Origin of the sequence: Duganella sp. S19_KUP01_CR8, from assembly GCF_036688705.1 — a bacterium.
In the GTDB taxonomy this organism is placed as follows: domain Bacteria; phylum Pseudomonadota; class Gammaproteobacteria; order Burkholderiales; family Burkholderiaceae_D; genus Rugamonas.
In genome coordinates, this window is sequence record NZ_JAQQPR010000009.1 from 101,076 (window position 1) to 115,777 (window position 14,702).

Consider the following 14,702-nt stretch of genomic DNA (forward strand, 5'->3'; position numbering starts at 1 on the left):
CTCTTGCTGGCCAAGATTGGTGTAAGGTTCAGGCTATTGGGGCGACCAAGTCTCAACCTTGCACTTTCTTTGGAGTCAGCATGCTGATCAAGCGTAGCCCCAACGGCATCGAGTTGCCGTTTTCATCAGAAATCACCTCGCGCGAAGTCTACGAATCGCGCCGCAGCTTCATGAAGCAGATCGCCGCCGGCGCCATCGGCAGCGCCGCGCTGCTGGAGATGGCCAACCGCGAAGCCTTCGCGCAGGGTATCAATCCCAAGCTGGCCGCCAAGCTCAATCCCTCCTATTCGGCGCTCGACAAGCATACGCCGTACAAGGACGCCACCAGCTACAACAACTACTACGAATTCGGCACCGACAAGAGCGAGCCGGCGATGTATGCCAACACGCTGAAGCCCCGGCCGTGGACGGTGAGCATCGAAGGCGAAGTGAACAAGCCGATGACCCTGGACATCGACGCGCTGCTGAAGCTGGCGCCGCTGGAAGAGCGCGTCTACCGCCTGCGCTGCGTCGAGGGCTGGTCGATGGTCATTCCGTGGATCGGTTATTCGTTCTCCGAGATCATCAAGAAGGTCGAGCCGACCGGCAACGCCAAGTACGTGGAGTTCGTCACGCTGGCCGACAAGAAGCAGATGCCGGGCGTGGGCAGCCGCGTGCTGCAATGGCCGTATACCGAAGGCTTGCGCATCGACGAAGCCAATCATCCGCTGGCGCTGCTGACGCTGGGCATGTACGGCGAAACGCTGGCCAACCAGAACGGCGCGCCGGTGCGCATGGTGCTGCCGTGGAAGTACGGCTTCAAGTCGGCCAAGTCCATCGTCAAGATTCGCTTCGTCAAGGAGCAGCCGCGCACCTCGTGGAATCTGTCCGCTCCGAACGAGTACGGCTTCTATTCGAATGTGAATCCCGAGGTGGACCACCCGCGCTGGTCGCAGGCGTCCGAGCGCCGCATCGGCGAGGACGGCTTCCTGGCCCGCAAGCGCAAGACCTTGATGTTCAATGGCTACGCCGACGTCGCGCCGCTGTACGCCGGCATGGACCTGAAGAAGTTCTTCTAAGCGTATGGCGTTCAATCCTACCGCGCGGCAGGCCAGCCTGATCAAGGCCGCGATTTTTCTGCTGGCATTGGTGCCGCTGGCGCGCATGGTTTACCTGACCTTGACCGGGCAGTTGGTCGAGCCGCTGGAGTTCATCACGCGCGGCACCGGCGACTGGACCTTGTACTTCCTGTGCTTCACGCTGGCGGTGACGCCGCTGCGTCGAATCAGCAAGTGGAACTGGCTGATCAAGCTGCGCCGCATGCTGGGGCTGTACATGTTCTTCTACGGCTTTCTGCACTTCATGACCTTCCTGTGGTTCGATCATTTCTTCGACGTGCAGGAGATGTGGAAGGATGTGCTGAAGCGGCCGTTCATCACGGTGGGCTTCATCGCCTTCGTGCTGTTGATACCGCTGGCGGCGACCAGCACCAACGCCATGGTCAAGCGGCTGGGTGGCAAGCGCTGGCAGTGGCTGCATCGTCTGGTGTACGTGATCGCGCCGCTGGCCATCCTGCACTTCTGGTGGATGAAGGCGGGCAAGCACAACTTCACCCAACCGATCTTCTTCGGCGTGATCCTCGGATCGCTGCTGCTGATGCGCATCTACTGGGCGCGCAGCAAGGCGCTGGCGGCCGCGCGCTGATGCCCCCTTGAGCGTGCCCAACAGCGGCGCGCCTCGCCTCGCTAGACTGGCTGAATGGCCAGTGAAGACGACACCGCATCCAAACAACTGTTCGCGTATCCAGAAATGGTGCGCGATTTGTTGCTGGGTTTCGTCCCCGGCGACTGGGTGCGCCAGCTGGAGCTGACCAGCTTGGAGCGGGTCAACGGCAGCTACGTCAGCGACGGCGGCGTTCAGCGCCACAGCGACATGGTCTGGCGCGTGCGCCTGGCCGGCGAATGGATCTACATCTACCTGCTGCTCGAATTCCAATCCCGCTCGGATCCATGGATGGCTTTGCGCATGCAGGTCTGTGTTGGGTTGCTGTATCAGGATCTGATCAAACGTCATGAACTCCCTCAGCCGGGCAGACTGCCGCCGGTATTTCCTGTTGTCTTGTATAACGGCATGAAGCCATGGTCAGCTTGCCGCGACCTGGCCGAACTTGTTTTACCCACTCATTCCGATCTTGCCTATCTTCAGCCGAGTCAACGATATCTGCTGATCGATCAACACCGGCTGGACAAATGCCTTCTTGAATATGGCGCCAATTTCTTGGCAACGGTTTTTCGCGTGGAGAGTTTGGTTACAACGGAAGCTCTCGTCGAGGAATCCAAGCATTGGAATCTGCTGTCGGAGAGCGACGTTGGCTCTGACTTTAAGCAGAGTTTTAATCGCTGGATTGCGTGCCGTTTGTGGAAAATGACCCGCAGGCGTAAACTTGATCTGCAAGGGTTGATCGTGAAGGAACGCATCGTGAACGTCCCACACTTTGATACTATTTTTGACGCCCTACGTTATGAGACTCAGCTCGTGGGGCAAAGGACGCAATTGCAGCGGCTGCTGATGCGGCGTTTTGGCAGCGTGTCAAAGCGGCTGCAGAAACGCATTGAAAACGGCGAAATTGACGATCTGGATCGGTGGTTTGATCGGTTTTATGATGCCAAGAATATCAAGGAAATTTTCGCCGAAGACCAGCCTGCATAAAAAAAGCCGCCGGCGGTGAGGCGGGCGGCTTTTACTTGCTGGTTGAACGGCTTACTTGATCAGCGACTCCAGCGCGTACAGGTCGGCCGGGTTCTCGCGCTTGCGCACCACGTGGCACACGGCGCCGTCGACGATGATTTCCGCCGCGCGGCCGCGCGTGTTGTAGTTGGACGCCATCGTCATGCCGTAGGCGCCGGCGCTGTGCATCACCAGCAGGTCGCCGGCTTCCACCGCCAGCTCGCGGTCGCGCGCCAGCCAGTCGCCGGATTCGCAGATCGGCCCCACCACGTCATACGTCAACGCGCCAGGCTTGCCCTGCACCACAGGCTGCATGTCCATCCACGCCTGGTACAGCGCCGGACGCGCCATGTCGTTCATCGCCGCATCGACCACGCAGAAATTCTTCTCTTCTCCGTGCTTGATGAACTCCACCTTGGTCAGCAGCACGCCGGTGTCGCCGACGATCGAGCGGCCCGGCTCGAAGATCACCTTGATCGGCTTGCCGGCGTAGCGCGCCGCGCGCCAGGCGTCGATCTTGGCGAACAGCCGGCCCAGGTAGTCGCCCACCGGCACCGGCGCCGCTTCGCCCGCTTCGCCGTAGTTGATGCCGATGCCGCCGCCGATGTCCAGGTGGTGCAGCACGATGCCTTCCTCGCCCAGCTTGTCGATCAGCTCGATCAGGCGGTCCAGCGCCTCCAGCAGCGGCGCGTCGTCCAGCAGCTGCGAGCCGATGTGGCAGTCGATGCCGGCCACTTCCAGGTGCGGCAGCTTGGCGGCCGCGCGGTAGGTGTCCAGCGCGTCGTCGAAGGCCACGCCGAACTTGTTGGCCTTGAGGCCGGTGGCGATGTAGGGATGGGTCTTGGCGTCGACGTTCGGGTTGACGCGCAGCGACACGCGCGCGGTCTTGCCCATGGAGCCGGCCACGTCGTTCAGGCGGTGCAGCTCGGGGATCGATTCGACGTTGAAGCACAGGATGTCGTGCGACAGCGCCAGGCGCATTTCATCGACGCTCTTGCCGACGCCGGAGAAGATCACCTTGCGCGGATCGCCGCCCGCCGCCAGCACGCGCAGCAGCTCGCCGCCGGAGACGATGTCGAAACCGGCGCCCTGGCGCGCCAGCAGGTCGAGGATGGCCAGGTTGGAGTTGGCCTTCATGGCGTAGCAGACCAGCGCGTCGCGGCCGGCGCAGGCGTCGGCGTAGGAGGCGAAATTGGCCAGCAGCGCCGCCTTCGAGTAGACGTAGGTCGGGGTGCCGAACTGCTCGGCGATGGCGGCAAGCGACGCGCCCTCGGCGTGCAGCACGCCATTTACATAGGAAAATTGCGACATAAGGATTATTTTTGGGGTGCTGGAGTGGATAGAACCGGGGCAGCTTCAGTGCTCTTGGCAGGCTTGGCCGGTGGAGCCTTGGGCAGGTACAGCGGGCCGGGTTGGCCGCAGCCGCTCAACAAGACGGTCAGGCACAGGGCGGTTATGCCGCAAACTGGGCCGATAAACAAACGGAATGTGGACTTCACGATAAAATCATGGATTGACTATAGATACTGGAGTGTAGCATGGGCGAATCAGAATTCCTGGCGCAGGCCGAGGCCACCCTTACCGCCATCGCGGCCGCGCTGGACCGTCTGAACGACGAAGACATGCTCGACGTCGAGTGCAGCCGCAGCGGCAACGTGCTGGAAATCGAATTTATCGACAATGGTTCCAAGATCATCGTCAACAGCCAGGCCGCGATGCTGGAGCTGTGGGTGGCCTCCCGTTCGGGTGGCTACCACTACAAGCAGAAGGACGGCAAGTGGCTCAATACCCGCGACGGTTCCGAGCTGTTCGCGTCGCTGTCCGAGATGGTCAGCACCCAGGGCGGTAGCCCGGTTGTACTAGGATAAAAAAAGGGGCCGAGGCCCCTTTAACTTCAAAATAACTCGTTTTTCACGGCGTCCTTGGCTTTTTCCTCGGCCGGCGTGCCGTGCGAGCCGCCGTCGATGTTATGCACGCCGCTGCCCGGCGGATTCTCCGCATAGTAGTACTCGTCGCCCACCAGCATCACACCCTCGGGCACCGCCCGTTCCTCGATCGGGATATTCTTCAGCGCCTTCTGCATATAGCTGATCCAGATCGGCAGCGCCAGGCCGCCACCGGTTTCCTTGTTGCCCAGGTTCTTGGGCTGGTCGTAGCCGATCCAGGCGATGCCCACCAGATGCGGCTGGTAGCCGGCGAACCAGGCGTCGATCGAATCGTTGGTGGTGCCGGTCTTGCCCGACAGGTCGGGACGCTTGAGCACCAGCGCCTTGGTCGCCGTGCCGAAGCGCACCACGTCTTTCAACATGCTGTCCATCATGAAGGCGTTGCGCTCGTCGATGACGCGATTCTTCTCGTCGCCGGCCTTGTCCGGATTGGCCTGCGACAGGATCTTGCCGTCCGCGTCGGTCACCTTGGAAATCAGGTAAGGACTGACCTTGTAGCCGCCGTTGGCGAACACCGCGTAGGCGCCGGCCATCTGCAGCGGCGTGACGTTGCCCGCGCCCAGCGCCAGCGTCAGGTAGGGCGGGTTCTTGTCGGCGTCGAAGCCGAAGCGGGTGGTGTATTCCTGGCCGTACTTGGCGCCGATCTTGTGCAGGATGCGGATCGAGACCATGTTCTTGGACTTGGTCAGGCCGCGCCGCATGGTCATCGGGCCTTCATACTTGCCGTCGTAGTTCTTCGGCTCCCAGGCCTGGCCGCCGGTCTGGCCGGCGTCGAACGAGATCGGCGCATCGTTGATGATGGTGGCCGGCGACAGGCCGCGCTCCAGCGAGGCCGAGTAGATGAAGGGCTTGAACGACGAGCCCGGCTGACGCCAGGCCTGGGTCACGTGGTTGAACTTGCTGCGGTTGTAGTCGAAGCCGCCCACCATGGCCTTGATGGCGCCATCGTGGGTGTCGGCCGCGACAAACGCCGATTCGATTTCCGGCAGCTGCGTCACTTGCCAGTCCTTACCCTCCTGCATGACGCGGATCACCGCGCCGCGACGGATGCGCTTGTTCGGCGCGGCCTTGTCGGACAGCCACGAGCGGCCCATCTCCAGCCCGGCGCCGCTGATCTTGATTTCCTCGCCGGTGGCGGTGACGGCGGTGATCAGCTGCGGCGTGGCGGCCAGCACCATGGCGGCCACGATGTCGTCGCTGTCCGGGTGGTCGGCCAGCTCGGTCTCGACCGCGTCGTCGGCTTCTTCCTTGTTCTGCGGGATGTCGATGTAGGCTTCCGGGCCGCGATAGGCGTGGCGCTTCTCGTAGTCCATCACGCCCTTGCGCAGCGCCAGGTAGGCGGCGTCCTGGTCGGCCTTGGTGATGGTGGTGAAGACGTTCAGGCCGCGGGTGTAGGTGTCTTCCTTGAATTGCTCGTAGACCAGCTGGCGCGCCATCTCGGCCACGTACTCGGCGTGCACGCCGAACTCGCTGCTGTCGGTCTTGACCTTCAGTTCCTCGGCCTTGGCGGTTTCGAATTGCTTGTCGGTAATGTAGCCGAGGTCATGCATGCGCAGCAGGATGTACTGCTGGCGGGTGCGCGCGCGCTTCGGGTTGACCACCGGGTTGTAGGCCGACGGCGCTTTCGGCAGGCCGGCCAGCATGGCCGCCTCGGCCACGCTAATGTCTTTCAGATTCTTGCCGAAATAGATTTGTGCGGCCGACGAAAAACCGTAGGCGCGCTGGCCCAGGTAGATCTGGTTCATATACACCTCGAGGATCTGGTCCTTGCTGAGGTTTTTCTCGATCTTCCAGGCCAGCAGCACCTCGTAGGCCTTGCGCTTGAGCGTTTGTTCGCTCGACAGGAAGAAGTTGCGGGCCACCTGCTGGGTGATGGTGGAGGCGCCCTGCTTGGCGCCGCCGGTGGCGTTGTGCACGGCCGCGCGCAGGATGCCGGTGTAGTCGACGCCGCCGTGCTCGTAGAAGCGGTCGTCCTCGATCGCCAGCACGGCCTTCTTCATCACATCGGGGATGTCCTTGATGCGCACCAGGTTGCGGCGCTCTTCGCCGAACTCGCCGATCAGCACGTTATCGGCCGAGAAGATGCGCAGCGGCATTTTCGGCCGGTAGTCGGTCAGCGTGTCGAGCTCGGGCAGGTTGGGGTAGGCCATCGCCAGGCCGAACACCACCAGCAGCAGCCCGACCAGCCCCAGCCCGACCACGGACAGGCCGGCCAGCAGGAAGAAGCGGGATGCGGGTTTGCCTTTGGTGGAGGCGCCAGGCGGATTCGATGGTGGAGGTGCCGAATTGGAAGAAGAAGCCATGCAGTTCGATCTTTCTGTTATGTATGCGAAGCATTATAAGCGAGCGGCAAGTGCCACGGCGCGCACTGCCAACCGTCAGGGATTTTTGCTCGTAGGTAACAAAACAACTGAGTTGTTTTTGAGGCTACAGCAGGTCAAAAAAGTGTGGTGAAACCCTCACACCAAGGCAATTGTGCACAATAGAAATACCTTTACACTTATATAGGCAGGATTTAATGTACGGTCTTATATAAGCAGTCTAAACGCTGGTTTTCAAACGAGTTCCTAAATGCAAACTGTTCGAATGTTGATTCGGCGGCAAAGAAGCACGGGCGCCAGCCATGGCGCCGGGAGGCTCGTATGATCGATATCAAGGTGTTGCTGGGGCAGGGCAATCCGCCGCTGGTGGGCATCGACATCAGCACCTCCAGCGTGCGCCTGGTCGAGCTGGCCCAGGGCGGCAAGGGCGAATACCGGCTGGAACGCTACGCGGCCGAACCGTTGCCGCGCGGCGCCGTGGTCGACGGCAATATCGAAAACATGGACCAGGTGGTCGACGCCGTGCGCCGGCTGTGGAAGAAAAGCGGCACCCGCACCAAGCTGGTGGCGCTGGGCATGCCGCCCGCTTCCGTCATCACCAAGAAAATCATCCTGCCGGCCGGCATGTCGGAAGACCAGCTGGAAGTGCAGGTCGAATCCGAAGCCAGCCAGTACATTCCGTTCGCGCTTGACGAGGTCAGCCTGGACTTCGACGTCATCGGCCCGGCCGCCAACTCGCCGGAAGACATCGAAGTAATGCTGGCCGCCTCGCGCCGCGAGAAGGTCGAGGACCGCGTCGCCATCGCCGAAGCGTCCGGCCTCAAGGCCACCGTGATGGATATCGAATCCTACGCCGCCCGCGCCGCGCTGGATCGCGTGACCGCCCAGCTGCCCGAAGCGGGCGCCGGCCAGGTGGTGGCGCTGTTCCAGATCGGCGCCCAGGTCACCCATATTTCCGTGATGCTGGACGGCGTCACCGTCTACGAGCGCGAGCAGCCCTTCGGCGGCAACGCGCTGACCCAGGACATCGTGCGCTCCTACGGCATGAGCTTTGACGAGGCCGAGACCCGCAAGAAATCCGGCGACCTGCCCGACAATTACAGCGCCGAGCTGCTGTCGCCCTTCCTCGAAAGCGCGGCGCTGGAAGTGACGCGGGCGATCCAGTTCTTCTACACCTCCACCCCCTACACCCGGGTCGACCAGCTGTTCCTGGCCGGCGGCTGCGCGCTGCTGCCCGGCCTGCTGGAGCTGGTGGCCAGCCGCACCAAGATCTCCAGCGCCGTGATCTCGCCGTTCAAGGGCATGCAGCTGGCCGCCTCGGTGCGCGAATCGCAGCTGCGCAGCGACGCCCCGGCCTACCTGGTCGCCTGCGGCCTGGCCATGCGGAGGTTCGGCTGATGATTAAAATTAACCTGTTGCCGCACCGCGAGGAAAAGCGCAAACAGAAAAAGGCGGCCTTCTTCGCGCTGCTGGCGCTGGGCGCCATCGTCGGCGTCGGCGTGGTGCTGCTGGTGGGCGGCTACAACGCCCGCGAAATCTCCATCCAGAACGAACGCAACCACGTGATCAAGACCGCGATCTCCGGCCTCGACAAGAAGATCGCCGAGATCGCCACGCTGAAGCAGGAAATCGAAGCGCTGAAGGCGCGCCAGCAGGCGGTGGAAGACTTGCAGGGCGACCGCAACCAGCCGGTCTATCTGCTCGACGAGCTGGTCAAGCAGATCCCGTCCGGCGTCTACCTCAAGGGTTTCAAGCAGGAAGGCCAGAAAGTGGCGATCGGCGGTTATGCGCAGTCGCAGGAGCGGGTCTCCGAACTGCTGGGCAACCTGGCCGGCGTGTCGCCGTGGCTGGAGCGGCCGGAACTGATCGAAGTGAAGTCCACCGGCCTGGGCCAGGGCAAGACCGCCAAGAAGGTGGTGGAGTTCAACCTGTCGGTCAACATCAAGCGTCCGCGCGACAAGGATGCGGCCGCCACCGGCGCCAAGGGCAAGAACGCCGCACCCGGCGACGCCCCGGCCGCCGGCCCGTCGCCGGCCAAGAGCCAGGAGCGCGGATAACCATGGCCAAGCTGAATCTCAATCTGATGGGCGCGCAACTGGCCGACCAGTTCCGCAACCTCGGCGACCGCCACCCTGGCCAATGGCCGCTGGCGCCGCGCGTGCTGTGCAGCATCGGCGTGATGGCGGCGGTGGTGGTGGCCGGCTACTTCGGCTACTGGAGCTCGCAGTTCGACGAGCAGGAAGCCGGCGCCCAGGCCGAAATCAAGCTGCGCGACGAGTACAAGTTCAAGACCGCGCAGGCGGTCAACCTGGAGGCGCTGCGGGCGCAGAAGATGCAGGTCGACCAGTATGTCGACCGCCTGCAGAAACAGCTGCCGAGCAAGGCCGAGATGGACGCGCTGCTGAAGGACATCGGCCGCGCCGGCACCGGCAGCGGCTTGCAGTTCGAGTCCTTCAAGCCGGCGCAGGTGGTGGTCAAGGACTACTACGCCGAACTGCCGATCGACATCCGCGTCACCGGCAGCTACCACGACATCGGCGCGTTTGCCGGCAACATGGCCAACCTGTCGCGCATCGTCACGCTCAACAACATGAGCCTGAACACCGGCAAGGACGGCGTGCTGACGCTGGAGGCGGTGGTCAAGACCTTCCGCTACCTCGATCCCGAGGAGGTCAACGCCCAGCGCAAGGCCGCCGCCGACAAGAAAAAGGCGGCGAAAAAATCATGAGAACCTTGATACCCGCGCTGCTGCTGGCCCCCGTGCTGGCGCTGCTGGCCGGCTGCGGCGACAGCGACGTGCAGGAAGTGCGCGCCTGGATGAAACAGGTCGATTCCCAGGCCAAGGTGGCGGTGCCGCCGCTGGCCGAGCCCAAGACCTTCATCCCCTTCGCCTACGCCCAGGCCGAGGCGATCGATCCCTTCAATCCCAACAAGTTGCTGGCCGAGCTGGCCAAGGCCTCGGCCAAGGGCAACAACGGCATCAAGCCGGACACGGAGCGGCGCAAGGAGTTGCTGGAGAGCTTCCCGCTCGACACCGTCAAGATGGTCGGCACCGTGCAGCAGAAAGGCGTGCTGTACGGCCTGCTGCAGGTCGACCGCAACCTGCACCATGTGGTCGTCGGGCAGCACGTGGGCCAGAATTTCGGCCTGATCACGGCCATCAACGACAACAGCGTCAGCGTCAAGGAAATCGTACAGGATGCGGGCGGCGATTGGGTCGAACGCATGTCCAAGTTGGAACTGCAGGAAAGCAAGGAGAACACCAAATGACCGCTCACATCACGCCCCGGCGCGCCCTGGCCGTCGCCAGCTGGATGCCGGTGCTCGCTTTTGCCTTCGCCATGCAACTGGCCGGCGTCGTCCACGCCCAGGCCGCGCCGGACGCGCCGCCCTCCAACGCCATCGAAGCCATCACCGCCAACCAGCAGGGCTCCAACGTGATCGTCAAGATCGCGCTGAAGAACCCGCCCGGCAAGCTGCCGATCGGCTTCGCCATCACCAACCCGCCGCGCATCGCGCTGGACTTCGGCGCCACCTCCAACGCCACCGGCAAGACCGTGCAGGAGCTCAGCCTGGGCGACCTGCGCGGCGTCAACGTGGTGCAGGCCGGCGAACGCTCGCGCCTGGTGTTCAACCTGAAGCGCAGCCTGAACTACGCCACCGCGATCGACGGCAACGCCGTGATCCTGACCATCGACGGTTCCGGCGGCCTGGCCCAGGCGGTCGACGCCCGCGGCTTGCCGGTGGCGGTCGCCGCGCCGGCCGTGCCGCCCGGTCGTCAACTGCTGCGCGACATGGACTTCCGCCGCGGCGCCAACGGCGAAGGCCGGGTGGTGGTCGACCTGCCCAACAGCCAGGTGGCGGTCGACGTGCGCCAGACCCCGAACGGGGTGGTGGTCGATTTCCTCAAGACCGGCGTGCCGGAAAGCCTGCGCCGCCGGCTCGACGTCAGCGACTTCGGCACCCCGGTGGCGCTGGTCACCACCGTGCCGCAGGGCGACAACACGCGCATGACGATCGAGGCGCGCGGCCTGTGGGAACAGACCGTCTACCAGAGCGACACCCAGCTGGTGATCGACGTCAAGCCGATCAAGGAAGACCCGAACAAGCTGACCCAGGGCACCCAGGGCTATCGCGGCGAGAAGCTGTCCTTCAATTTCCAGAACGTCGAAGTGCGCGCGGCCCTGCAGGCGATCGCCGACATCTCCGGCCTGAACATCATCACCAGCGACAGCGTCAGCGGCAACCTGACCCTGCGCCTGAAGGAAGTGCCGTGGGACCAGGCGCTCGACGTGGTGCTGCAGGCCAAGGGCCTGGACATGCGCAAGAACGGCTCGGTGCTGTGGATCGCGCCCAAGGAAGAACTGCTGACCAAGGAAAAGCTGGAGCTGGAGCAGCGCGCCCAGATCGCCGACCTTGAACCGCTGAAGTCCGAGATCTTCCAGCTGAACTACCAGAAGGCCGACGCCTTCAAGACCGTGTTCGGGCTGGAAGGCGCCGGCGACGGCAAGAACCGCATCCTGTCCAAGCGCGGCAGCGCCATCATCGAGCCGCGCACCAACCAGCTGTTCGTCACCGACATCGCCTCCAAGCTGGAGGACATCCGCAAGCTGATCGCCAAGACCGACATCGCCTCCAAGCAGGTGCTGATCGAGGCCCGCATCGTCGAGGCCAGCGACACCTTCACCCGCAACCTCGGCGCCAAGCTGGGCTTTGCCGACCTGCGCACCCAGCGCGGCGGCGACTCCGGCTACCAGCTCGGCACCAGCAACACCCGGGTCGCCATCGGCGGCAATATCAACGGCGTGGGCGAGGTGACCGGCCAGATCAAGGCCTCCGACGCCAGCTACAGCAACAGCCAGTTCATCAACCTGCCGGCCGGCGCCATCAACGGCGCCCAGGCCGGCAACCTGGCGGTCAGCCTGTTCTCGTCGGCCGCCAACCGCTTCCTCAACCTGGAACTGTCCGCGCTGGAAGCGGACGGCACCGGCAAGATCATCTCCAGCCCGCGCGTGATCACGGCCGACAAGGCGATCGCGCTGATCGAGCAGGGCATCGAGCTGCCCTACCAGGTGGCCACCAGCAGCGGCGCCACCTCGATCATGTTCCGCAAGGCCAACCTGCGGCTGGAAGTGACGCCGCAGATCACGCCGGACGGCAACGTCGTCATCGACGTCGACGTCAACAAGGACAGCGTCGGCCAGGAAACCCGCGCCGGCTTCGCCATCGACACCAAGCACGTCAAGACCCAGGTCATGGTCGAGAACGGCGGCACCGTGGTGCTGGGCGGGATCTACCAGCAGACCGAACGCAACACCACCGACAAGGTGCCGCTGCTGGGCGATGTGCCGGTGCTCGGCTATCTGTTCCGCAGCAACACCCGCACCAACGACAAGACGGAATTGCTGGTCTTTATCACGCCGAAGATCGTCGCCGAGCGGCTGTCGACCCGCTAGGCCGCCGCAACGCAAGCTCACGCGTCACAAGCTTATTTATGAACACTAAGGGAATTCGCATCATGAAAAAAATCACCGGATGGCTGGCCCTGCTGGCATGCGCCAGTGTCTTGTCCGCCTGTGGCGGCGGCGGCGGTTCGGCCGGCGCCAACGGCAATGGCGTGACGCCGTCCAAGGCGGCTTCCGTGGTGCTGACCGCCAGCGCGAACACCATCGCCTCGTCCGGCCTGGACGGCACCGAGGTGACGCTGACGGCCATCGTCAAGGATGCCGGCGGCAATGCGCTGCCGAACGAGACGGTCAACTTCAGCGCCAGCTCCGGCACCATCAGCAACACCAACCGCATCACCAACAGCTCCGGCCAGGTGGTTGAAAAGCTCAGCGTCAAGGGCGACCCCAGCCCCCGCACCATCACCATCAGCGCCAGCGCCAACAACGGCGGCGCCAAGTCGACCGAGATCAAGGTCGACGTGGTCAGCGCCGTGCCGAGCCTGACGTTGACCACCTCCGCCGGTTCGCTGGCCTCGGTCGGCACCGCCGGCAGTGAAGTCGATGTGATTGTGCTGGTACGCGACTCCAACAACGCTGCGATGGCCGGCGTGACGGTGGGCCTCAAGGCCGACTCGGGCAGCCTGTCGCTGTCCAGCGTCGTTTCCGACGCCCAGGGCCGGGCGGTCGCCAAGCTCGGCACCGGAGACGATCCGACCTCGCGCGACATCAAGATCACCGCCAGCGCGCCGGGAGCGGTGTCGAAGACCACCGTGATTCCCGTGACCGGCAACAAGCTGACCATCAACGCCCAGCCGACCATCAATGTCGGCGCCAGCGCCGACGTCACCCTCAAGCTGGTCGATTCGGCCGGCAACGGCTTGAGCGGCAAAGCCGTGACCTTCGGCTCCAACTCCAACTCCCTGACCGTCAAGGGCGGCGGCGCCGCCGTCACCAATACGGCCGGCCAGCTGGTGCTGACCTATGCGGCGTCCGGCGGCTCGGCCGACCAGATCACCGTGCGCGCCGGCGGCGAAATGGCCACGGTCGGCATCGTCATCAATTCCTCGACCTTCGCGATCAAGGTGCTCGACCTCAACGGCAGGGTGGAGACCGTCGCCGACATCGGCGGCTGCCAGCAGGTCGCCGTGACCGGCGGCCCGATCCCGGCCTCGCCTTTGGTCGCCACCGTCACCATCAACACCTCGCGCGGCGATATGTACAGCAATGCCAGTTGCACCACCAAGCTCAACGGAGCGATGCTGTTGAGCAATGGCGCCGCCACCGCCTTCGTCAACGCCAGCGGCCCCGGCGTGGCCACGCTGACGGCGACCTCCGGCCTGCTCAACACCCAGACCGACCTGGAGTTTGTCGCGCCGTTGACCGATGTCGCCACCATTTCGGTGCAGGCCGATCCGGCCGTGATCGGCGTCAATCCCCTGGGCATCACGTCCCAGCAGACCACACTGCGCGCCGTGGTGCGTGACGGCACCGCGCTCAACAACGTGGTCAAGAACGCCACCGTGGCATTCACCATCGTCGCCGATCCGAGCGGCGGTTCGCTGACCCAGCCCAACGTGGTGCTGACCGGCGCCGATGGCGCCGCCACCGTCAGCTTTGTCGCCGGCAGCAATCCGTCGGCGCTCAATGGCGTGCAGGTGCGGGCCAAGCTGAGAGACGGTTCCCAGGCCAGCGCCATCGCCAGCCTGACGGTTGCGCAGAAATCGCTGTTCATCAGCGCCGGCACCGGCAATACCGTGATCATTCCGCCCGACACCACCACGCTGTACCAGCTGGACTATTCCATCCTGGTGACCGACGCGGCCGGCAACGCGGTGCCGGGGGTGAAGCTGACCGCATCGGTGCTGCCGGTGGCCTACTTCAAGGGCGCGATGTTCTTCCCTGAACCGCAGGGCCCATGGCAGCCGGCGAGCCGCCTCGGCTGCGCCAACGAAGACAGCAACACCAACGGCATCATGGACGCGGGCGAGGATCTCAACGGCGACGGCAAGCTCACCCCGGGCATCCCGGTCACCGTCACCACCAACGTCACCACCGACGCCAAGGGCCAGGCCCTGGTCTCGCTGACCTACACCAAGGACAACGCCAACTGGCTCGATTTGAACCTGACGGTGCGCGGCCAGGCAAATGGCACTGAGTCTTCCTATACGGCTCTGGTACACTTGCCGGGCGCCGGGATCGATTACGCGACGAAAACAGTGCAGCCACCGGGTGTTAAAAGCCCGTACGGCACCTCAACTTCGTGTAGCAACTCAAATTAACGT

The 14,702-nt window shown here is 63.8% G+C and carries 14 protein-coding genes; 11 read left to right on the plus strand and 3 right to left on the minus strand.

Annotated features, from left to right (window positions below; all coding sequences use genetic code 11):
• The first annotated feature begins 80 nt into the window (after positions 1-80).
• The 3 genes from msrP to V6M89_RS11385 are packed head-to-tail and all read left to right on the plus strand — an operon-like array spanning position 81 to position 2,688.
• On the plus strand, positions 81-1,058 hold the full coding sequence (msrP, locus tag V6M89_RS11375; RefSeq protein ID WP_332853269.1) for a protein-methionine-sulfoxide reductase catalytic subunit MsrP: 978 nt from the start codon (positions 81-83) through the stop codon (positions 1,056-1,058).
• Positions 1,059-1,062: 4 nt separating this feature from the next.
• Entirely contained in the window at positions 1,063-1,683 is a 621-nt protein-coding gene (locus V6M89_RS11380; RefSeq protein ID WP_332853270.1) for a sulfite oxidase heme-binding subunit YedZ, read from the plus strand.
• Positions 1,684-1,737: 54 nt separating this feature from the next.
• The gene (locus V6M89_RS11385) at positions 1,738-2,688 is read left to right on the plus strand and encodes an Rpn family recombination-promoting nuclease/putative transposase (protein ID WP_332853271.1); all 951 of its coding nucleotides are present in this window, start codon (positions 1,738-1,740) and stop codon (positions 2,686-2,688) included.
• Between the two features lie 51 nt (positions 2,689-2,739).
• On the opposite strand, the gene lysA is transcribed toward V6M89_RS11385, so the two are convergent.
• Both lysA and lptM read right to left on the minus strand, forming a co-directional pair.
• On the minus strand, positions 2,740-4,017 hold the full coding sequence (lysA, locus tag V6M89_RS11390) for a diaminopimelate decarboxylase (protein WP_332853272.1): 1,278 nt from the start codon (positions 4,015-4,017) through the stop codon (positions 2,740-2,742).
• Between the two features lie 5 nt (positions 4,018-4,022).
• The gene (gene lptM / locus V6M89_RS11395; protein ID WP_332853273.1) at positions 4,023-4,205 is read right to left on the minus strand and encodes an LPS translocon maturation chaperone LptM; all 183 of its coding nucleotides are present in this window, start codon (positions 4,203-4,205) and stop codon (positions 4,023-4,025) included.
• Between the two features lie 39 nt (positions 4,206-4,244).
• Between lptM and cyaY the strand changes: the two genes are divergently transcribed.
• Positions 4,245-4,574 carry an iron donor protein CyaY gene (cyaY, locus tag V6M89_RS11400; protein ID WP_332853274.1) on the plus strand — a complete coding sequence of 110 codons (330 nt, stop codon included), beginning with the start codon at positions 4,245-4,247 and terminating at the stop codon, positions 4,572-4,574.
• Positions 4,575-4,600: 26 nt separating this feature from the next.
• Here cyaY and V6M89_RS11405 read toward each other — a convergent pair whose 3' ends face one another.
• Positions 4,601-6,955, minus strand: a complete 2,355-nt coding sequence (locus V6M89_RS11405) for a penicillin-binding protein 1A (protein ID WP_332853275.1) — start codon at positions 6,953-6,955, stop codon at positions 4,601-4,603.
• Here V6M89_RS11405 and V6M89_RS11410 point away from each other — a divergent pair.
• The 7 genes from V6M89_RS11410 (at position 6,954) to V6M89_RS11440 (ending at position 14,699) form a co-directional block, all read left to right on the plus strand.
• Positions 6,954-7,106, plus strand: a complete 153-nt coding sequence (locus V6M89_RS11410; protein ID WP_332853276.1) for a hypothetical protein — start codon at positions 6,954-6,956, stop codon at positions 7,104-7,106. The two genes, V6M89_RS11405 and V6M89_RS11410, sit on opposite strands and share 2 nt — an antisense overlap.
• 188 nt (positions 7,107-7,294) lie before the next feature.
• Positions 7,295-8,371, plus strand: a complete 1,077-nt coding sequence (locus V6M89_RS11415) for a pilus assembly protein PilM (protein ID WP_332853277.1) — start codon at positions 7,295-7,297, stop codon at positions 8,369-8,371.
• Entirely contained in the window at positions 8,371-9,030 is a 660-nt protein-coding gene (locus V6M89_RS11420; RefSeq protein WP_332853278.1) for a PilN domain-containing protein, read from the plus strand. Before V6M89_RS11415 ends, V6M89_RS11420 begins: the two co-directional genes overlap by 1 nt.
• 2 nt (positions 9,031-9,032) lie before the next feature.
• Positions 9,033-9,701, plus strand: coding sequence for a type 4a pilus biogenesis protein PilO (locus tag V6M89_RS11425; protein WP_332853279.1), 669 nt, complete (start codon positions 9,033-9,035; stop codon positions 9,699-9,701).
• On the plus strand, positions 9,698-10,243 hold the full coding sequence (locus V6M89_RS11430) for a pilus assembly protein PilP (protein ID WP_332853280.1): 546 nt from the start codon (positions 9,698-9,700) through the stop codon (positions 10,241-10,243). Before V6M89_RS11425 ends, V6M89_RS11430 begins: the two co-directional genes overlap by 4 nt.
• Positions 10,240-12,429, plus strand: a complete 2,190-nt coding sequence (gene pilQ / locus V6M89_RS11435; protein ID WP_332853281.1) for a type IV pilus secretin PilQ — start codon at positions 10,240-10,242, stop codon at positions 12,427-12,429. Before V6M89_RS11430 ends, pilQ begins: the two co-directional genes overlap by 4 nt.
• A 62-nt stretch (positions 12,430-12,491) precedes the next feature.
• The gene (locus V6M89_RS11440; RefSeq protein WP_332853282.1) at positions 12,492-14,699 is read left to right on the plus strand and encodes an Ig-like domain-containing protein; all 2,208 of its coding nucleotides are present in this window, start codon (positions 12,492-12,494) and stop codon (positions 14,697-14,699) included.
• The last annotated feature ends 3 nt before the right edge of the window (positions 14,700-14,702 follow it).